This window comes from Bacillus sp. FSL L8-0099, from assembly GCF_038006385.1.
Taxonomy (GTDB): Bacteria; Bacillota; Bacilli; order Bacillales; family Bacillaceae_G; genus Bacillus_A; species Bacillus_A toyonensis.
The window spans coordinates 1,986,909-2,006,931 of the sequence record NZ_JBBOVC010000001.1; the positions used below are offsets into that span (position 1 = coordinate 1,986,909).

General features: G+C 33.3%; 19 protein-coding genes and 2 pseudogenes. 20 read left to right on the forward strand and 1 reads right to left on the reverse strand.

The genetic code is table 11. From position 1 onward, the window contains the following. Positions 1-68 precede the first annotated feature (68 nt). Complete coding sequence (locus MHH42_RS10245) at positions 69-491, forward strand: GNAT family N-acetyltransferase (protein WP_001101106.1); 423 nt, start codon at positions 69-71, stop codon at positions 489-491. Between the two features lie 101 nt (positions 492-592). Next, the gene (locus MHH42_RS10250; protein WP_000411335.1) at positions 593-1,720 is read left to right on the forward strand and encodes a metallophosphoesterase; all 1,128 of its coding nucleotides are present in this window, start codon (positions 593-595) and stop codon (positions 1,718-1,720) included. Between the two features lie 67 nt (positions 1,721-1,787). On the opposite strand, the gene MHH42_RS10255 is transcribed toward MHH42_RS10250, so the two are convergent. Further along, positions 1,788-1,988, reverse strand: a complete 201-nt coding sequence (locus MHH42_RS10255) for a hypothetical protein (RefSeq protein ID WP_070173065.1) — start codon at positions 1,986-1,988, stop codon at positions 1,788-1,790. A gap of 170 nt (positions 1,989-2,158) precedes the next feature. Here MHH42_RS10255 and MHH42_RS10260 point away from each other — a divergent pair, with 170 nt between their 5' ends. The 18 genes and pseudogenes from MHH42_RS10260 to MHH42_RS10340 all read left to right on the forward strand — a co-directional run bounded on the left by MHH42_RS10260 (position 2,159) and on the right by MHH42_RS10340 (position 19,809). After that, on the forward strand, positions 2,159-2,725 hold the full coding sequence (locus tag MHH42_RS10260; protein ID WP_070173066.1) for a GNAT family N-acetyltransferase: 567 nt from the start codon (positions 2,159-2,161) through the stop codon (positions 2,723-2,725). A gap of 6 nt (positions 2,726-2,731) precedes the next feature. Then, on the forward strand, positions 2,732-3,292 hold the full coding sequence (locus MHH42_RS10265; protein WP_000270900.1) for a 2'-5' RNA ligase family protein: 561 nt from the start codon (positions 2,732-2,734) through the stop codon (positions 3,290-3,292). Beyond that, positions 3,289-3,774, forward strand: a complete 486-nt coding sequence (locus MHH42_RS10270) for a GNAT family N-acetyltransferase (RefSeq protein WP_000222833.1) — start codon at positions 3,289-3,291, stop codon at positions 3,772-3,774. The genes MHH42_RS10265 and MHH42_RS10270 overlap by 4 nt, the downstream gene beginning before the upstream one ends. 12 nt (positions 3,775-3,786) lie before the next feature. Further along, on the forward strand, positions 3,787-4,158 hold the full coding sequence (locus tag MHH42_RS10275; RefSeq protein WP_070173067.1) for a cupin: 372 nt from the start codon (positions 3,787-3,789) through the stop codon (positions 4,156-4,158). Further along, positions 4,155-4,583, forward strand: coding sequence for a GNAT family N-acetyltransferase (locus MHH42_RS10280; RefSeq protein ID WP_016108250.1), 429 nt, complete (start codon positions 4,155-4,157; stop codon positions 4,581-4,583). The genes MHH42_RS10275 and MHH42_RS10280 overlap by 4 nt, the downstream gene beginning before the upstream one ends. A 344-nt stretch (positions 4,584-4,927) precedes the next feature. Next, the gene (locus MHH42_RS10285; protein WP_000918601.1) at positions 4,928-5,224 is read left to right on the forward strand and encodes a WXG100 family type VII secretion target; all 297 of its coding nucleotides are present in this window, start codon (positions 4,928-4,930) and stop codon (positions 5,222-5,224) included. 126 nt (positions 5,225-5,350) lie between these two features. After that, on the forward strand, positions 5,351-9,088 hold the full coding sequence (esaA, locus tag MHH42_RS10290; protein ID WP_340893304.1) for a type VII secretion protein EsaA: 3,738 nt from the start codon (positions 5,351-5,353) through the stop codon (positions 9,086-9,088). Next, the gene (essA, locus tag MHH42_RS10295) at positions 9,060-9,563 is read left to right on the forward strand and encodes a type VII secretion protein EssA (RefSeq protein WP_000595649.1); all 504 of its coding nucleotides are present in this window, start codon (positions 9,060-9,062) and stop codon (positions 9,561-9,563) included. Before esaA ends, essA begins: the two co-directional genes overlap by 29 nt. 4 nt (positions 9,564-9,567) lie before the next feature. Next, on the forward strand, positions 9,568-9,819 hold the full coding sequence (locus MHH42_RS10300) for an EsaB/YukD family protein (RefSeq protein ID WP_001007574.1): 252 nt from the start codon (positions 9,568-9,570) through the stop codon (positions 9,817-9,819). A gap of 73 nt (positions 9,820-9,892) precedes the next feature. Beyond that, a complete protein-coding gene (essB, locus tag MHH42_RS10305) occupies positions 9,893-11,092 on the forward strand; it encodes a type VII secretion protein EssB (RefSeq protein WP_097895546.1) in 1,200 nt (399 codons plus the stop codon). Positions 11,093-11,131: 39 nt separating this feature from the next. Continuing rightward, a pseudogene (locus MHH42_RS32410) lies at positions 11,132-11,410 on the forward strand (FtsK/SpoIIIE N-terminal domain-containing protein); the annotation flags it as partial. Beyond that, positions 11,408-15,637: pseudogene (gene essC, locus MHH42_RS10310) on the forward strand (type VII secretion protein EssC); the annotation flags it as partial. The pseudogenes MHH42_RS32410 and essC, both read left to right, overlap by 3 nt. Next, the gene (locus tag MHH42_RS10315; protein WP_000768476.1) at positions 15,634-16,458 is read left to right on the forward strand and encodes a DUF3952 domain-containing protein; all 825 of its coding nucleotides are present in this window, start codon (positions 15,634-15,636) and stop codon (positions 16,456-16,458) included. The pseudogene essC and the gene MHH42_RS10315, both read left to right, overlap by 4 nt. A 34-nt stretch (positions 16,459-16,492) precedes the next feature. Then, complete coding sequence (locus MHH42_RS10320) at positions 16,493-17,956, forward strand: lipase (protein ID WP_033657371.1); 1,464 nt, start codon at positions 16,493-16,495, stop codon at positions 17,954-17,956. Between the two features lie 26 nt (positions 17,957-17,982). Beyond that, a complete protein-coding gene (locus MHH42_RS10325; RefSeq protein ID WP_000363091.1) occupies positions 17,983-18,243 on the forward strand; it encodes a hypothetical protein in 261 nt (86 codons plus the stop codon). 1 nt (position 18,244) lies between these two features. Next, entirely contained in the window at positions 18,245-18,562 is a 318-nt protein-coding gene (locus tag MHH42_RS10330) for a DUF4176 domain-containing protein (RefSeq protein WP_000656387.1), read from the forward strand. A 335-nt stretch (positions 18,563-18,897) separates the two neighbouring features. Continuing rightward, positions 18,898-19,158: a hypothetical protein gene (locus MHH42_RS10335; RefSeq protein ID WP_001016555.1), complete on the forward strand. Its 261-nt coding sequence runs from the start codon at positions 18,898-18,900 to the stop codon at positions 19,156-19,158. Positions 19,159-19,170: 12 nt separating this feature from the next. Then, the gene (locus MHH42_RS10340) at positions 19,171-19,809 is read left to right on the forward strand and encodes a hypothetical protein (RefSeq protein ID WP_016513922.1); all 639 of its coding nucleotides are present in this window, start codon (positions 19,171-19,173) and stop codon (positions 19,807-19,809) included. Positions 19,810-20,023: the final 214 nt, after the last annotated feature.

Sequence of the window (20,023 nt, forward strand, 5' to 3'; positions counted from 1 at the left end):
GGCAGATACTCCCTATAATAATGATATAACATTTAGAAAATTATACAAATTGTTAGGGGAGAGTTCAAATGAATGTTAAAGAAGTAGTAACAGAAGCACAATTACATGAAGTATTACCTGTTTTACAGCAATTACGAACACAGCTTTCCGAAGAGGAAGCAGGCTTTTTATTTAGAAAAATGAAAGAAGAAAATTATAAACTATTTTCGTTACGTAATGAAGATGATGAAGTTGTTGGCCTTGCCGGTGTAGCAATTTGTACGAACTTTTATAATAAGAAGCACGTTTTCGTATATGACCTTGTAACAGCAGAAGCACATCGTTCAAAAGGATATGGGAATGTATTACTTTCTTATATAGAGAACTGGGGAAAGGAAAATGGATGTGAGTCTATCGACTTAACATCAGCGTTTCCTAGAATTGATGCTCATCGTTTTTATGAAAGGGAAGGGTATGATAAGGTAAGTTATTCTTTTTATAAAAAATTATAAAGAAAGATAGGTTCTATATGACATATTATAGAACCTATTTCATTTAGAAAGGTTTATAATTTATTTTGTATAAATAAAGAAAATGATTGGAGCGTTTATACTTGGAGAAAATAAAGAAACTATCTATCCCTAATAATGCTAGAGTTATCATAATATCTGATATTCATGGAGAATTGAACCTTTTAAAAGAATTACTACATAAAGTTAACTTTAAGAATGAAGATTATTTAATTATTAATGGAGACCTTTGTGAGAAAGGAAGCGATAGCATCGGCGTAGTAGACTATGTAATGGATCTTGTAGAGAGTAATTTAAATGTTCACGTTGTTGAAGGGAATTGTGAAGTTTTAGTTGATGCTCTTCTAAATGAAAATCCAGGTCTCATTAATTATTTATGTACGAGAAAGCATTCGATTTTTAATGAATGGTTAGAACAATTACATTTTTCTATTCAGGAAGATACTTCAATTCAGGAAGTGAAGGAAGTACTGTTAAGTCACTTTTCAAAAGAAATAAATTGGCTAAATAAGCTGCCAACAGCGATTGAAACAGAAGATTATATTTTTGTACATGCTGGACTGGAAGATAGAGTAGATTGGAAAGAAACAGCGCGCAAAAATGCGATAGCAATGCCAGAGTTTTTTAATAAATCGCATAGAGCTAATAAGTATGTAGTTGTTGGGCATTGGCCTGTTGTGAACTATTCTGAAGAAGCCCCGTCTAACAATCCAGTTATTGATAAGGAGAAAAAAATTATTGCAATTGACGGCGGGAATGCGATTAAAGAAGCAGGACAATTAAACGCATTTATCATTCAGAGGAAACTAACAGGTGATACGTTTTCTTATACATATGTAGACTATTTTCCAATTTATGAAGCAACAGCAGAATTTAATGCTGATGCAACAATGCAGGGAGGGGTTACATATCCGTATTATTACATAGAGCCGGTGGAGAAGAGGCGAGATTACACAATATGCAAGCAAAAGGAAACGAATAAATTACTCAATGTGAAAAATGAATATATTAGGCAACGTGAGTCAGGTGAATACACAGTGAAAACCGATATTTCTTGTGCGCAAATAGGTGTTAGAAAAGGGGATATTGTTTCTCTCATTGATGGTAGCTGCGCAGGGTATGATTTAATTAAAAAAAATGGAGTAGAAGGCTGGATAGAGAAAGGGATTCTACTTGAGATAAATAAGAAGGAAAGTAAAATATTGAGCTGAAATAGGAGGGATGTAACCTCCTGTTTTTTATTAACTGCGTTACGGTCACATATATCATCTTTAGCTATTATGGAGGATTTATCTTCTGGCATTCCGTTTTGTAAATGTTTGTACGAAACTTTTCATTTATTTCGGATACTTCCGTAGTTAATAACATATGAGTGAACAGAAGGAATTCTTTACAATGCTGAAAGTCATTTCGTTTAGCGGTATGATTCCGTTTCATATCTTCTTGGAATCGTTGATATATCTCTTGAACTTTTCCCAAAATAAATTCCTCCTGAAATATGGTGAGATTAAAGGTTAGAAGACTACTTTCTTCATAAATATTAAGTGCCAAATAACAAAATGAAACAATATATTATAGAGTTTTGTTTTGATTTTTCTGAAAAAACATTATAATTATATATGAAATAAAGAGGAATGTAGGAGGAAATTATGCAAAACGTTATAAAAAAGGGGAACAAAGTTACAATTCGTACAATTGAAGAATCAGATATAAAAACATTATGGAGCCTCGTATTTAAAGAAGAAAATCCAGAATGGAAGAAGTGGGACGCGCCATATTTCCCTTTCTCAATGCAAGAATACGCACCTTATAAAGAAAAGATGTTAACTCGTTTACAAGAAGAACCTCTATCAAATTTAATTATAGAAAATAACGATCAAATTATAGGTACAGTCGGATTTTATTGGGAACATAAACCGACGCGTTGGTTGGAGATGGGAATTGTTATTTATGATCCAACATACTGGAATGGTGGCTACGGTACAGAAGCATTAACATTATATCGAGATTTATTATTTGAAAAGATGGAGATTGGTAGAGTAGGGCTCACGACGTGGTCTGGTAATGAACGAATGATGAAAGTAGCTGAGAAAATAGGAATGACTTTAGAAGGTAGAATGCGCAAATGCCGATATTATAACGGAACATACTATGATTCTATTCGAATGGGAATGATTCGTGAAGAATGGGAAGCGATATATGTAACGAAGGGGTGAGGAAGCATGTACGCTATTATTGCAACATTTGATAGTGTGTTTATTAATAAGATTATAGAATTGCAAAATGAACTAACGAATATAATAGAGTCAAATCAATTAGCGGGAGTAGAACCGCATATCACACTTGCGGACTATAAGGAGTTAGATGTTAATTTATATACTAAGAAATTAGAGGAGTTTGTAGCTATTCAAGAGAAAATGGCTGCAGTGACTTTTTCTTCTGTTGGAACTTTTCCTACAAACGGAACGATTTTTCTAGCGCCGACTATTACCGATGAATTGTTAACACTTCATCATTCTTATCATGATCATTTCCAAGCTTTTCATAATAATCCAAATTCATATTATGTACCGGGCAAATGGGTTCCGCATTGTACGATAGCGAATCATTTGAACTCGACTCAGTTTTTAAGCGCAATGGAGTATATATATGGGAATTTTGATGTTAAAACAGCTTCGATTGAAAAGTTAAAATTAATTAAGGTAAATTATGAAAATGGTTCTGCCGTTTCTTCTAGTATAGTAGCAGAATATAATTTAAAGAGAATGGAGACATCGAGATGACATATGTAATTAGAGAAATGAAGCAAGAAGATATTCATGCTGTACAAACAGTAGCGAAAGTAGCTTGGCATGATACATATGAAGGCATTATTCCGAGAAAGATTCAAGACAGTTTTTTAGACGAGGCATATTCTGATGAAAAAATGAAATATCGTCTTAAAAATACACATTTATTCGTTGCGGAGGAAGAGGGAGAAGTAATAGGATTTGCTAATTTTTCACCAGTTAGATTGCAAAACGAAGCAGAATTAGGTGCGATTTATTTGTTACCAGATCAGCAAGGGAAAGGGATAGGAAGTGCTTTATTACAAAAAGGAATAACGGTATTAAAAGGAATTCGGAAACTATACATTCATGTAGAAGCAGCAAATGAAAAAGGTAAACATTTTTATGAAGCGAAAGGTTTTGCTGAATTAGAGCAATTTGAAGAAGACTTTGAAGGACATTTGATGCAGACAGTAAGGATGGTTTTATACATATAAGGAGGACTAGAAGTGAAGATTTTTGATTTTAGTGAAAAAGCGGGAAAGCGCATATCAGTATTTCAATCTAATTTCATAATGTCGAAAATAGTAAACCACCAAGGGAATGTACATATCGGTGCTATGCATTTACAAGAGAATGGAATAATTGGATATCAAGAAGCAGTTGTATCACAGCTGCTTCTTATTATGGACGGAGAAGGATATGTGTGTGGGGCAGATAAAGAAAAAGTAAAGATAAGAGCTGGACAAGCTGTGTTTTGGGAGAAAGGAGAGTTTCATGAGACGAGTACAGAACATGGATTACTGGCAATTATTATGGAAGCGGAGAATCTTGAACAATCGATAGTAATGCCTATTAAGGATGGGGGTTGTGAAAAATGATAATAAAGGCGAATCAAGAAGATACAAGTAAAATATTAAAATATGCAGCCCAATCGCTTTTTGAAGGGACGAGAGGGAATTGCCAATTAAGTACAGAGAAAGCCATTGAAATTACAAAACCAATAGTAGAAAAGGGAGCATGTTATTTAGTCATTAAAGAAGAAAATAAAATATTAGGGTGGATATTAATAGGGGAAAATACTGACTATTTTTCTCGTGAAAAACTTGGATTTATATATGAGCTATACGTTTTTCCAGAGTATCGAGGGAGAGGGATATCACGAGAACTGATGGAGGCCGGTATTAAGGAATTGAAGGAGAAATATTCAGAAATTCGATTAAATGTATTTGCTGGGAATTTTGCGAAAGAGATGTACGAAGAACTTGGGTTTGTTGAAAGACAGGTAATTATGACTTTGAAGTGAGAAAAATTGCGAGGCTGTATTTCTTTTAATTAAAGAATTCCAATAGAGTTTTAATCAAACTTTTTAATGGGAAATATACGCATTCATGTTAGGTAATCTTTTTTTCTATTGTTAAGAATAACATTTGTAGAATTTGTTTAATTGATTTTTATTTTCAAGTAATAGTAGTTTCTTAAAAAAATAGAAAATTTATATTATACAATATATCGTTATTATAGTAAAAGAGAAATTTTGGAAAAATATCATTTTTTTGTTTAGAAATTTTTAAATTATTGATATAATCAATTTGTAGAATTGATTATTGGTTAATTTTACTATTTTTAAATTTTAAGGAGGATTTAATAATGGCAGGACAAATTCGTATGTCACCAGAGGAGCTTAAATCAAAAGCGACTCGATATGGACAAGGTGCAAATCAAATTGAGGACATTTTACGTCAGCTACAAAACTTACAAAATGAATTAAGAGGAGAATGGGAAGGTCGTGCTTTTGAAGGCTTTGATCAACAGTTCAATCAATTAAAACCAAAAGTACAAAACTTCGCACAGCTATTACAAGAAATTAATATGCAGCTTAATAAAACTGCAGAGGCTGTTGCTAGACATGACGAAGATCTTTCTCGTAATTTCGGTCTACAATAAGACAGATAAAAAGAAATATATAATTTAGCCATGCAACCATACGTTGTATGGCTAAATTACTTTAAAACTAGAGTAAGATACGAAGTCTTTCAATTAATAGACTCGCGGTCGCAGGAGTGATAAGTAGTGAAAAAGTTCAGATGGAGCATCTTGTTGTTTATTATTTTAGCTCTTGTACTATCAACAGGGGTCTCCTATTTAGCATTAAATCAAAATGTTAAGAAAGCTAATGAGAATACTACACCAAAAATGACAGTTGCGTTGGTAAATGAAGATCAGGGCACTGTATTTGAGGGCAATAAAATAGCGTTTGGAGATCAATTTGTTAAAAATGTAAATAAAAATACGAAACAAGAATGGTACGTAGTTAGTCGCGGAGTAGCAGAAAATGGTTTGAAAAATAATAATTACAACATGATGATTGTTATACCAAACGATTTTTCTAGGAAAGCAGTTGCGATTGATTCAGAACTACCAGAGAAATTAACGTTAAACTACAAAGTAAATGCAACTGGGAATAACGATTTGAAAGCTGAGGCTGAGAATACGGCGTCTACAATTTTAGAAGATTTCAATAAGCAAATCATCGACGTTTATTTTGCAAGTATTATCGGTAAGTTGCAAGGTGCACAAGATAATATAGGGAAAATAATTGAAAAAGGAAACGTTCAAACAACTATGTACAAAAAAGATGTACATAGTCCTTTAGCAAATTACACAAATCAATTTAAAACAGTGCAAGATTATACTGGGGTTTCTGTTAATAGTTTTAAAGGATTTCAGGATGTATTAAAAGGTTTCGGTCAAGTGTTAGATGAAGGGAATAAATCTAACAATACTTACTTAGAAGGGTTTAATAACTTCCAAAAAATGCAATCTGATAATAATCTGTTAGCGAATAATTTTACGAGTCAATTTAATCAATACATGAGTGAAATGAATACAGGCGATGTTTTAAAGCAGTTAGGTGCATTGGAATCTGCTAATAAAGTGATTACAAATCAATTTACGCTTTCAGAGAAAGAACCAAATATTTTAGCTGATGCTTCAGCAATTCAAAAACATTTAACAGATGTAAAAAAACAAGTGTCAGAATATGATACAGAACTTGCAGGAAAGTTAGAAAGTGATATTCAAGAGACGGTAATTAAAAAGTTAAAGCAATCTATGTCGAACGATGGAAAGCAAGAGATTTTTATAAATACATTAATGAAACAACCAGACGTTCGAATAAAGAACCAAATCGAAAATTTAATTGCGAAATTACCTAGTTTAAACATGGAAGAAATCGTTCAAAGTGATTTGCCAGATACAACGAAATTACAATTGCAAAATGTAATCCAATTTACAAATAAATATAATAAAGAAAATAACTTTAATTATGATCCTGTAAATAAAATCTCTTTAGGAAACGCTATTAAAGAAGTAAAGGATAAACTTTATACAGAGGGAATTACATTTAGTGATACGGCGAAAGTAATTAAAATGGAATCTTCACAAACTTTGAAGATAAATATTCCAGAAGAATTTAAACTAGATGGAAGTACAGAAGCTTTACATATTGATGATGTGGATCGTACAAGTGACTTTCTTCAAAGCGAAGCAGGAGAAATTACAATAGCTCCTCGTAATGAAGGGGATATAAAGATTAGCTTACATGTAAAGTTAAAAGATCCAAACATCAATATAGATGTTTTCTCTCCTGTAATGTGGCAGTGGGAATTGAGTGGGACTCATAAAAAAGAAACTAGTCCTGAAAAAGAAGATAAAGGAACACAAACTGAAAACAGCAAGGTGGAAAATGTGGTTCATAAATCACAGTATGGCATAATGCCGTTAGTACACAATGCTAAAAAGCCTATTATCAAAAAAATGGAAAACACAACAGGGAATAATGGAGGAAACCCAGGAGGCGGAACAGGGAAAGATAACGGAACCGGGAAAGATAACGGAACCGGAGGAAGCCCAGGAGACGGAACGGGAACAGGTAACGGAACTGGAGGAAACCCAGGAGGCGGAACGGGAACAGATAACGGAACTGGAGGAAACCCAGGAGGCGGAACGGGAACAGACAACGGAACCGGAGGAAACCCAGGAGGCGGAACGGGAACAGATAACGGAACTGGAGGAAACCCAGGAGGCGGAACGGGAACAGATAACGGAACTGGAGGAAACCCAGGAGGCGGAACGGGGACAGACAACGGAACCGGAGGAAACCCAGGAGGCGGAACGGGGACAGATAACGGAACCGGAGGAAATCCAGGAGGCGGAACGGGGACAGACAACGGAACCGGAGGAAACCCAGGAGGCGGAACGGGGACAGATAACGGAACCGGAGGAAATCCAGGAGGCGAACCGGGAACAGATAACGGTAAAGTTATTGAAAGTACAACGAATCAAGTTGTACATCAAAAATCAGAAGAATTAACAAAAAATATATCTAGTGTATTAATAAAAGAAGCAGTAGATACAGTTGAAAGTTATCAAAGTTTAATTAGTTTATACGAAATGTATTATGGGATTGATTTAAGAACGCAAGATGTAGGTCCTAAGCTAGAAGAGGGAAGTTTAGATGCAATTGCAACTGAACAATCTTTGTACTACGTATTAAATAAACAAAGCTTAATTGATTTAATTTCAAACCTAGTTTCATCAGGTATTACGGCAGAAGTTAAGCAAGATATGACAGGTTTAAAGCAAAAAATAGACTCTTATCAACAATTCATTACTAGTGCGGATCAAAATTCAATGTTACTAGCAGAGAAATTAAATGTAACGACGCAACAAGCAACTAGTATGAATGAAAATTTAGGGGAATATTTAAAAGGTTTAGCGAAATGGCGTGAGAGTAGCTTAAAGCTAGTTGAAGAACAGCAAGTGCTAACAACAAATAATACTGGTGAGCAAACAGCTGTTTTATCGTTAGATTCTGGTATTAAATCATTAATGTCACAAAGTCAGTCATTGGTCGAGAGTTCGAAGCATAGTTTAGCAACTTCAGACGATGTTTATAAAACATTTGATCAAATTAATGGACAAGCAAAAGAAATTCAAGACAGCGGAACGACAATTGTTTCAAAAGCTGATTCATTATTAAATGACTTTACGAAGAAAATGGACGATGATAAAACATTCTCCAAAAACTTTACTAAAATTTTGGCTAATAGCCGAATTGGTGATCGCCAAAATGAAATGTTATATCAATTTTTATCTAGTCCAGTTCAGAAACAAAATGATGGAGTCATTGTAGCTGGTAATGCTTTTACACCATATTTAATCGTATTAACTTGTTTTATTGTTGCGTTATTTACAGCATACGCAATTGCGAATCAAGAAAAGAAACGAACGCAATTAGATCATTTTGAAGAGAAATTCTCATTAATTGATATGAATGTACCAACTACAGTAGTAGCATTCGGTATATCAATTGTGGAAGGAATTAGTATAGGTATCATTTCTGGACGTCTTTTACAGTTTGGTCAGGATCAAAGTTTACTATGGATTGCGTTTATCACAATCATTATGATGGCGTTTGTATTGGTTTCAACATATTTATTGCGACAAATAAAAATGGTAGGGATGTTTATCCTATTAGTATTTTTAAGTATGTACCTATTTTTAACTGAAGCAGTTGGAAGTAAAGTAGATCAAATGTCATCAGTTGGAAAGGTACGTCAATTTTCACCACTTCAGTATATAGAAAGTTTTCTAAATGATTTTATTAGCGGTAAAGATACGGGGAAAGTTATTTTTATCGTATTGTTTGTAATTGCCATTATAGGGTTAGTTAGTAATCTATTTGTATGGCATAAGAAATGGGAGGAAAAAGAAGTAAATGATCAAACAATGGAGCATAGTGGCTAAGTTATCATTTCTCTCTATCCTTTTACTGTTTGTCGCGCTACCGATAAGGAGCGCGGCGGACAGTTATCTTGGTGATGATGGGAAGATTAAGTTTAAAGTGGATCGAATTGAAGAAAGCGACCAAGAAAAAAATAAAGAAGAACATAAGGAAACAGAATTAGATAAAGCATCAATTGAGTTATTTAGCAAAGACATAGAAGAAGAAATTCAGAAAAAGAAAAAGAAAGAACAAAAAGATATGGAAGCTTTACGAGATTCTCTTTTTATAAAACAAAAAGAAAATAATAGTGTGAAAGATATGAAAAATAGTTTGTTTAGCAGTGAATACGTTGTGAGAAAAAGTGCAGATGAAGTAGCGAGTAATGAAACAATGAACGAAAAGCCAATTGGTACAACAATCATATTATTATTTGGTGGTGGCATTGTACTTATTTGCATCGGTATTTATACGGTTCTTCGCAAAAGTTGGAGGTAAAGTAATGGCGATACAAACGCATATTAATGTAACGGTAGATTTTAGTAAATGGAATGGAAATACATATGATTTACGTATTCCGAATCATCAATCTATTAAATATTTATTGAAAAATTTATTAGATACGCTAAATGTGGATAATCATGAAGGTTCACATTTTGTAATTAAAGTAAAGAATAAGTCAATTGTTTTAACAGATAATGATCGTTTAATCGATCACCAAATAACAAATGGAGATATTTTACAAGTTTTATAAAGAATACTTTTTGCTTATAGTTATTTGAAAATAAGTTATTACGGGTTATAAAGAAAAGGAGAAGAGGATAAAAATGACGGAAAAAACAATTCAAATTGATGCAATAAACTATCAATTTCAAATAGAAAAGGAAAATTGGAAATTGGAGATGACAAAATCTCAAACACGTATAAAAGACTTCCGTCAATTCGATATAATTACGGGCGCATCATCTGAGTTTGTACCATTAACGATAGAAGAAACGGATGATATGCTTACTTTTATATTTCAAGTGGATAAAAAGTTATATAAGTGGGACGATCTTAGCCGTTTGGGAAGAAATGAGAAATTAAGACTGCTTCGAAATGTTGCGCAGTTTCGTAAATATTTAAATAAAAGAATCACGTTCTTTTTACATCCAGACAATATAGTTTTTAATGCTAATTTAATGCCAAGTATTATACATAGAGGAATTCGAGATATTGTTCCACCAACCCCGTTGTTAGAAGAGCAATTTTTAACACAATATAAGTGTCTAATTATCGCTTTATTCTCCCAAAAGCACAATTTTGATGATTTGTATGCTGGGTTACTAAAAGATGCAAAAGAAACAACATTTGAACAGACAATTTCTCAAATGGAAAGTATAGATGCATTACTGCAATTTCTTGATGACAGCTTTGAGAAGGAACAAACAAAAACAGAAAACAATATGCAGTTAGTACATAAAAAGAGCTACAAATCATTTAAATATTTAGCTTTTTCCTTCATAGCGGCGACAGTTGTTTTAGCTGCTCCTTTAATATATTTCACTTTTATAAAATTTCCTTATCAAAATAAATTGTTAGAAGCAAATGCGAGTTTCATAGCAACTGATTATGACAAAGTAATTACGCAATTAAATGAAGAGGAATTTGAATCATTACCGATTGCATCTAAATATGAGTTAGCATTTGCATACATTACAGTTGAAAAACTAGGTGAAGATCAAAAGAAATCGATTATGAAAAATATTAGTTTGAAAAGTGATGAAAAGTATTTGCTGTATTGGATGTATAACGGAAAAGGTAATTTTGATCAATCATTAGATTTAGCTAAGACACTTGATGATCCTCAGCTTATTATGTACGGCCTTGTTAAACAAATTGAATCGCTGAAAAATAATCCGGATTTATCAGGCGAAGAGCGTGATCAAAAATTAAAAACATATGAGCAACAATTAAATGAATATGAAAAGAAATATGGAAAATCATCAAACGATAAAGACTCGTCGAACACAGAGAAAAAAGAGTAAGCACTTGATGAGACCGTTGAAAAGGAGCAGTGAACACGGATGGAGCAACTATTAGTATTGACTTATGGAGACAAAGTATATAAGTGCACATTACATCCAAATGAGCAATCAATAGTGTCGATTGGAAAAGAGTGGACAAATGATATTACGAATCCAAGTTTAGAACAAGAAGTAGAGTTAAAGTGGAATAATGAAGTAAATGCTTGGATGATACAAAATCAATTAATAGAGTTCAATAAGGAATTTGAGATTGTAAAAACTAAAGATGTGAGCTTGAAAATCTTTATCTCTATTATTGGCACAACTAAAGTGTTTGATATAGGAACAAAAAATTCTCTTACATTCAGTCAAAACAGTTATGATGATATTTCTATTACCGGTAGTAGTGTAGATATAATACTATCTCGTGAAACGCTGTACGATTCATTTAAAGTGAACGTATACGACGGGGAAGTATTTCATAATTATACAAGGCTAAAAGATAGCGCTATGTTAGAAGCAGGAGACCAATTATATTTTGATGGCGTTTTAGTGGAGATAGGCAGTGAAGATATTCAAGTATTGTCTTCAGAAGATAAAGTGAAATCTACGTTACCTATTTTAGTAGAATCAGAAACGAATTATCAAAGTGGTTATCCAGACTATCATCGTTCACCACGTATTATTTACCGTGAACCAGAAGAGAAAATGACAATTGCAAAACCTTCAAGCATGCCGTCAAAACCGACTGAGCATTTGGCGAGAATTATTGCACCTGCCCTTGTCATGATTGTCGTAACAGTATTACTTGCTATCTTTATGAAATATGGAATGTTTATTATCGCATCCATTGCAATGACATTAGTAACGATCATTGTTTCTGTCACATCTTATATAAAAAATTTAAAGCAATATAAAATCGACATCGTTGAACGTGATAAAAGCTATAGAGAGTATATAAAACAAAAAACGAAAGATTTACATGCAGAAAGTGAAAAACAGCGTCATGCATTACATTATCATAATCCAAATGTTGAGATTATACGTAATATGGCTGTTCAAGTAAATCCACGTATTTATGAAAAAACAATGCAACATCATGATTTCTTAACATTTAGCGTTGGTACAGGGCAAGCTAATACGAGTTTTGAAATTCAGTTTAATGAAGAAGAATTTAGTCAGACGAAAGATGAATTAATTGATATAGCACGTCAACTAAGACAACGTTATCTTTCATTGGAAGATGTGCCAGTTGTAACAGATTTAATGAATGGACCAGTCGGTTATATTGGTCAACGCTCTTTAGTGTTAGAGCAATTACAATTATTAGTTGCACAAACGGCGTTATTCCATAGTTATTATGATTTGCAGTTTATTACTATTTTTCCTGAAGAAGAAAAGGAGAAATGGGACTGGATGCGCTGGTTACCTCATGGAAGTGTTCGCGATATAAATGTACGTGGATTTGTATACCATGATCGTAGTCGTGATCAAGTGTTAAATAGTTTATATCAAATACTGAAAGAACGAAAATTAAAACTAGACGAAAAGAGTTCAACTAATGAAAAAATGTATTTTGCACCGCACTATGTCGTTCTCATTACAGATGAAAAGCTAATACTAGACCATGTTGTTATGGAATTCTTTAATGATGATCCGAGTCAATTAGGTGTATCACTTGTTTTCGTACAAGATGTTATGCAAAGTTTACCGGAACACGTGAAAACGGTAATAGATATAAGAGATGCAAAGCAAGGAAACATCATATTAGAACAAGGGGAGCTTGTTAACCGTCAATTTAAATTAAATCACGTACCGAAAGGTTTCAATTTAGAAGATGTTTCACGAGCGCTAGCGCCGTTAAATCATTTGCAAAACTTAAAAAATAGTATTCCAGAAAGCGTAACATTTTTAGAAATGTACGGTGTTGAAAAAATAAAAGAACTGAATATCACAAAGCGCTGGGAGAAAAATGCAGCGCATAAATCTTTAGCTGTACCACTTGGATTACGTGGTAAAGAAGATATCGTAAACTTAAACTTACATGAAAAAGCTCACGGGCCACACGGCTTAATAGCAGGTACAACCGGTTCAGGTAAGTCAGAAATTATACAATCGTATATTTTATCTCTAGCAGTTAATTTCCACCCTTACGAAGTGGCCTTTCTACTAATTGACTATAAAGGCGGCGGTATGGCGAATTTATTCAAAAACTTACCGCATTTATTAGGAACAATTACGAACTTAGATGGAGCACAAAGTATGAGAGCGCTCGCATCAATTAAAGCTGAATTACAAAAAAGACAACGATTATTTGGGGAAAATGATGTAAACCATATTAATCAGTATCAAAAACTGTATAAAGAAGGCTTAGTAAGTGAGCCAATGCCACATCTATTTTTAATTAGTGATGAATTCGCGGAACTGAAGTCAGAACAACCAGAGTTTATGAAAGAGTTAGTTTCAACAGCGCGTATCGGTCGTTCGCTCGGAATCCATTTAATATTAGCTACGCAAAAACCGAGTGGTGTTGTAGATGATCAAATTTGGAGTAACTCGAAATTCAAACTAGCACTGAAAGTTCAAAATACGTCGGATAGTAATGAAATTTTAAAAACACCAGATGCTGCTGAAATTACATTACCAGGGCGTGCTTACTTACAAGTTGGGAATAATGAAATTTATGAACTATTCCAATCGGCTTGGAGCGGAGCAGACTATGTAGAAAACAAAGAGGATAAAGAACATTTAGACGCAACAATCTATGCAATAAATGATCTAGGACAATATGAAATATTAAGTGAAGATTTAAGTGGACTTGGTAGTAGTAAAGAAGTAATAAGCGTACCATCTGAACTTGATGCTGTTATTGACTACATTCACGATTACGCAGAGGTAAATGAAATTGAAGCGTTAGCTAGACCGTGGTTACCACCACTTCCAGAAAGCGTATATTTACAAGACTTACACGCTATTCAGTTCAAAGAAGCATGGACGAAAGAAAAGAAACCATTAAAAGCAACAGTTGGTCTACTAGATCAGCCTGAATTACAATCACAAACACCATTAACATTAGATATTAGTAAAGACGGACACGTAGCGGTCTTCTCAAGCCCAGGCTACGGAAAATCAACATTCTTACAATCAGTCATTATGGATGTAGCTCGTCAGCATAGTCCGGAGCATTTGCATGTGTATTTAGTGGACCTTGGAACAAATGGTCTTCTACCTTTAAAAGGATTACCTCATGTAGCGGATACGATTACAATTGACGAATCAGAAAAATGTTTAAAGTTTGTTGAAAGATTAACTCAAGAAATGAAAAATCGTAAACGATTATTAAGTGAATATGACGTTGCGAGTATTGAAATGTATGAAAAGGCAAGTGGGAAAGAAATACCACATATTATTATTGCAATCGATAATTATGATGCAGTAAAAGAAGCAAAATTCTATGAGAGCTTTGAAATGCTAATTATGCAAATTGTCCGAGATGGTGCTAGTTTAGGAATTCATACTTTAATAAGTGCAGGACGACAAAACGCACTTAGAATTCAATTGTACAATAATATTAAAATCCAAACTTGTCTATATATGATTGATCAGAGTGAAGTAGCTAGTATTGTAGGGAGATCTGATATAAAAGTGGAAGAAACAGCAGGAAGAGCGTTAATAAAATTAGAATCTCCTACATTATTCCAGGCTGCATTACCTACGAAAGCAGAAGATGAACTACAACAAATTCAATTATTACAACAAGAAGCAAATGATATGGATCGAGAATGGGATGGAGAACGTCCGAAGGCAATTCCAATGATGCCAGAAGTGATTGATATTGCTACGTATCGTAAAAATAAAGACGTTACAAAAGCTCTACAAGCAGGAAGAATTCCAATGGGGCTTGATTTTGCAAATGTAGAAGTTGTAGCTCATGATATTGCGGTGAATGATCATTTAATGATTTATAGTGTAGATGATAGTATGGGAAAACAAATTGTATCTAGTATCCTATCTCAATTGAATAAAGATTATTTTGAAAGTGTGACATTAGTGGATACAGCAGAGTATAGTTTCGTTCAATATAAAGACAATGTGACGCACTACATTGTAGACGAAAATGAAATAAATATGCATGCGAAGTATTGGATGGAAGTAATTCGCGAACGAGCTTTTGAATTAGCACAAGCAAGACAAGAAGGTAGAGAAATTCCTGCATTCACAAAACAACTCATTATCATGACAAATGTTGAAGAGTTTAGTAAATTTGTTTATTTAGAAATGGAGGATGCAGCGACTTTAATTGATTTATCTCGTACAGTAGGTATTTACTTTGTATTAGCAGGTCACCACGACTACATGGACCGAAATCGTGAAGCTCTACCTATGAAAATGAGAAGTAAACTAACAGCAGCAATTATCGCAATGCCATTAAATGATCAAAGTATCTTCAATATAAAATATATAAGCAACGAAGCGCCATTAGGTAAAGATGAAGTGTATTACTATCAAAAAGGGAACATAATGAAACTAAAAATGCCTAGAGTAACTAACGAGGTGACAGTATGAAATTAAAGAAGAAAGCTAAGGTGATGATAGTCGTGTCAATAGTGGCAAGTTTATTAAGTGGGTGTGGTTTTGGAGAGACAAAGATAGAGTATGAGAGATTAGTAAAGGCGTTGGATGAAGGGGATATGAAGACTGTTATGTCTGCTAGTGATGATGGGTATGCGTATGTGAAAGAAGAGGTTAGCGATAGTACTTATGAAGAAAAAGAAGACGGTGAACATAGTAGGATAATATATCAAACAACTCATGGAGTATATAATGTGAAAGATAAAGATTTATATGGGGAAACAACTCAAAAGGTTGCTACTGATATAAAAAATGACAAAAACGTTGGTGACAATCAAAATTACAAAAAAGAAACTGTTTATAGTACAAGTTTAAAAAATGAAAAATCCCGTTTAATACCCCAGAATCAAGGCATAGATATTTCATATGTAAAATTAATATTTGGAGGGTTAAACGGACTGAGTAAATTGAAGCCAAGTGAGGATAAAAAAAGATTTAGTGAACCGAGCATAATAAGCTATAATTTAACGGAATTACAGTTTAAAAGCATAATTAATGATAAGTTAAATTTAAAATATGATAAATTTGATTCTGCAGTATTAATGATTGAATTTAATACACCTAATGATGCAAAAGAAAATAATATGAGAATAATGGAAATTACTATTTCGGTAAATTATGAAGAAAAACAAGAGAATAAAATTATAAAGCGAAATCAAGAAATTTCGACATATTATCATGCTAGGGAAGAAAATAATCAAAATTCCAAAAAAGAATATATAGATTATGAAAAAGAGTATATAAATCAGCAATAATTTATATTAGGAGGAGTTTAATGTGGGGAGAGAAATGAAAAATGAAGAGGACTTTAAAATAGATAGCGATGTAGGTAAGCTGAGGTTAGCTGGTAGAGATATTTATCAATATAATGGGAAAGAGAAAATATATAGTAATTCAAATGAAAAGACAAATCAGAGGGAATTAGAGAAAAATTTTAATGCTGAGCTTATAGCTGATGATGATAACCATCCAACATCAGGGTTTGGAGCATATGCCTTACGAAGTAAAGATACGGATGAGATTTTCATAGTATACGTTGGAACTCAACCGAATCAGGTAGGCGATTTAGCAACCGATGGAGCAATTGGGCTACATAATTTAACTAATTCACCTATATTGGGGTCATTAGCGGAATTTCAGTATAGTCAAGCAGAAAAATTTTATGAAAAAGTCAAGGCGGAGAATAAAGGAAAGAAGATAACTTTACTAGGGCACTCCTTAGGTGGCGGAGCAGCGAATACAGTTGCATTAAGACATCAAGAAGATAATATAAACGTATTAGCTTTAAATCCTGCGCCTGTTCTAAATAAAGATGTGGTTAAGTACGGATACGGGACCAATATGAAAAATTGCCGCAGTCTTATAAATGAATATGATCCTTTGTATGGCGCCATTAAGGCCGCAGATTTTGTAATACCTGGACAGGTTTATAAAATGGAAAATGGGGAAGGGCATTCTTTTTTATATGATCCAAAATTTTATTCTAGGAATGGGAATGTAGCAATAGATAAATTGAAAAAGGTTAGCGAAACAGGATTTGATTGGAAATTTGGTTTTTTAGAAATATCAGAATCTGCTGGGGACTTATATAAAGGAATCACTGGAAAAAAAACATTAAGTACAACAGAAGAAGTTGTAGTGGATTTAGTGGTAAATGGAACTCCAGTCAGTGCAATTCTAGTTGCAATAACAGTAGTGGGAGATACTAGTGCTCTAGCAACAAAAATAGCAAGTATAGGTGTAGAAACAGGAAAAAAAGCTTTGAAATTTAGTAAGGAAGTTATACAAGAAGTTAGAAATCAGGTGAATGCGGCTGTGGATTGGATAGAGAATAAATTAGCAAAATGTAAGGAAAAGGTACTTGAAGTGTTAGAATCAGTATTTAACGCAGCTGTAGATTTTTTAGTAGGATGCATCATTCTTTATTTATCCCGTGATGAAATTATAGCAATTGCAAAAGAAGTAGCATCTTCTCTTGTTCAAGATATTTTAGATGTATTTAAAGGTGACTTTGAAATTGATACAAATATTGCTTCAATTGCTGGAGATTATGTAAGAAGCCATCGCCAATCATTATTAAACTATTTTATGAATGATGGTAGTAGAGGGTTAAATCGTTCATTATTAGTAGAGATTTCCAGAGATGTGAACGAACTTTCAAATGATTTAAAAGAGTTAAGTCAAGATGTAACAGATGCGGTAATTTCTATGATAGCAAAAGATGAAGAGTTAGCTTCAGTTTCTTATTATTGATAAATGTTAAGGAAGGGGGTATGAGGATGGATTTACATATGATAATGTCGAGGGTTCATAGTACATTTCCGGACAGTGGTGGGCGAGATCAAATTATTAACGTTGTTATGCAACTTGAAAAAGCAGCTGTATCTTTGACAGGAGATATTAGAAGATTAGAAAGTAGTATTGATAATAGTTTGCAAGGTAAAACACGTGATGCTTTTATTGATCGTATCCGCCAATTAGAAAAAAGGCGACAAAAAATAGAAGAGAAAATTATCGTGTTAAAAGGATCGGTGAATTAATATGAAAGATTATATGGAGAAAGTTTTGCCTTTAGGAAGTGTAGTGAGGTTGAGTACTGAGGAAGAAAAAGATGTAGAGTATGTAATTACTACAAGAGGAATACTTCTCGATGAAGACACTTTCTATGATTATGGTGGGGTATTACACCCAGTAGGTTTGACGGCAGAGACATATAAATTATTCAATGACTTTGATATTTTAGAAGTGAAATTTGAAGGGTATAAAAATTCTATTGAAGGAAAATTTGCTCATAATTTTAAAATATGGCGAAATGAATTTGTAAAAACGATAAAGAACAAGGCTGAAAATAATAAGTAACAATTATTAATAAAACAAGGGCTATAATATATTTAGAAATAAATAGACTTTCCTCTTCCAATATGGAAAGAGGAAAGTCTATTTTTGATTGAATAAGAATCTAAATATCTAGTATTACGTGGGAACAACATGAAAAAGAACGTCAAGAATTTATAGCGAATAGAAAAAGAATAAAATAAAAGTTGAAATAACATTTGTAAATAATAGTCATAGACTGTTTTTTATGGTGGAAATCTATTTGTGAAGAAATAAATCATTTTATCCTATACGATGAAAATGGGATATTTCGGTATTTTTATAGTTAGGAAAAAGTTATTCTAAAAGGAGTATGTTGGGTGAATCATAGACGTAAGAAAAATAAACCGAAACAAATAAGAAAAGAATCTGTTCAGATAAAACCGATAGTAGAAGAAAAACCACTAAAGAAGAGTAGCAACAAGTTAGTTGATATTCTCCTAGGTATTCTTCTTTTCCCAATTTTTATATGGGCTGTCTTGGAAGGTTCTACAACACAAGTAAGCAAAGGGAAGACTTTCCTTATTATCGTTTTCTTTATCTTAATTGCAATAAGGTTATCTATGATAGGAAACAAATAAGGGGGAGTTCAGATGTTTAAGAAGAAGGAGAAAAAAAACATTTACGTTAGACTGGTAAACACACAAGGGGAAATCATTCGAGAGTTTAATTGTACAGAAAAAGACTTGCGAAAAGTAAAAGAAAATGGTGCTGAAATTCGTTTGGTTGGAGACAACTCATATGAGATGGTAGCAACCGATGAACAACTAGAAAAACTAGCAAGAGCTGAAGCAGAAATCGAAGAGGAAATTAAGGCATGGGAAGACGCTTTAAATGAGAGTTTGGAGGAACGCGAAGAAAGAGAAGCGAGACAGAAGGAATTGAAAGAAAAGAATAAATGGAGTACAAAGAAGAAAGTAATCGTATTTGGACTGATATTCTTTGTATTTATTGGATTACCTATTATCGAAGGGTATCAGAATAGTAAACTAGTTAAAGAAGGTACATCATTACATGCAGAAATTGTAGGTAGGCATGTAGAGAAGGAATTCATGTTTACACACCCCACATTAGTAGTTGAGGTAGATGGTAAAAAGCATAATGTATGGGTAAGTGAAGAGACATATAACGGAGCAGAGTGGTTAGGTAGACTAAAAGTCATCAAAACAAAAGATGGTAAAGTTGAGAAAGATCCTAGATATGAGGGCGAAGACTTAATCACGAGTTATTAAGTAGTATGTTTTTAATATTCGCTTCTCAAATTAAACAACATTATTATTTGCAAAAGTCGAATCCATTAAAATAAAAAACAAATTTAAAATAACTGTAATAACCTGCTAGCATATTGTTGATTGGAGGTTATCACCTTTCTGAAGATAAAATTAAAGAGCTTTATTATCTCGATACAATTGTGCTGACAGTAACGTTTTTACTAAGTGAGTGGAG

Bases quoted from the DNA above. Each gene is read 5' to 3' on its own strand.
- MHH42_RS10265 (WP_000270900.1), top strand. From the start codon at position 2,732: ATGTACGCTATTATTGCAACATTTGATAGTGTGTTTATTAATAAGATT.
- MHH42_RS10315 (WP_000768476.1), top strand. From the start codon at position 15,634: ATGAAATTAAAGAAGAAAGCTAAGGTGATGATAGTCGTGTCAATAGTG.
- MHH42_RS10260 (WP_070173066.1), top strand. From the start codon at position 2,159: ATGCAAAACGTTATAAAAAAGGGGAACAAAGTTACAATTCGTACAATT.
- MHH42_RS10245 (WP_001101106.1), top strand. From the start codon at position 69: ATGAATGTTAAAGAAGTAGTAACAGAAGCACAATTACATGAAGTATTA.
- MHH42_RS10320 (WP_033657371.1), top strand. From the start codon at position 16,493: ATGAAAAATGAAGAGGACTTTAAAATAGATAGCGATGTAGGTAAGCTG.
- MHH42_RS10325 (WP_000363091.1), top strand. From the start codon at position 17,983: ATGGATTTACATATGATAATGTCGAGGGTTCATAGTACATTTCCGGAC.
- MHH42_RS10340 (WP_016513922.1), top strand. From the start codon at position 19,171: ATGTTTAAGAAGAAGGAGAAAAAAAACATTTACGTTAGACTGGTAAAC.
- MHH42_RS10280 (WP_016108250.1), top strand. From the start codon at position 4,155: ATGATAATAAAGGCGAATCAAGAAGATACAAGTAAAATATTAAAATAT.
- MHH42_RS10330 (WP_000656387.1), top strand. From the start codon at position 18,245: ATGAAAGATTATATGGAGAAAGTTTTGCCTTTAGGAAGTGTAGTGAGG.
- essA (WP_000595649.1), top strand. From the start codon at position 9,060: ATGATCAAACAATGGAGCATAGTGGCTAAGTTATCATTTCTCTCTATC.
- essB (WP_097895546.1), top strand. From the start codon at position 9,893: ATGACGGAAAAAACAATTCAAATTGATGCAATAAACTATCAATTTCAA.
- MHH42_RS10270 (WP_000222833.1), top strand. From the start codon at position 3,289: ATGACATATGTAATTAGAGAAATGAAGCAAGAAGATATTCATGCTGTA.
- MHH42_RS10285 (WP_000918601.1), top strand. From the start codon at position 4,928: ATGGCAGGACAAATTCGTATGTCACCAGAGGAGCTTAAATCAAAAGCG.
- MHH42_RS10300 (WP_001007574.1), top strand. From the start codon at position 9,568: ATGGCGATACAAACGCATATTAATGTAACGGTAGATTTTAGTAAATGG.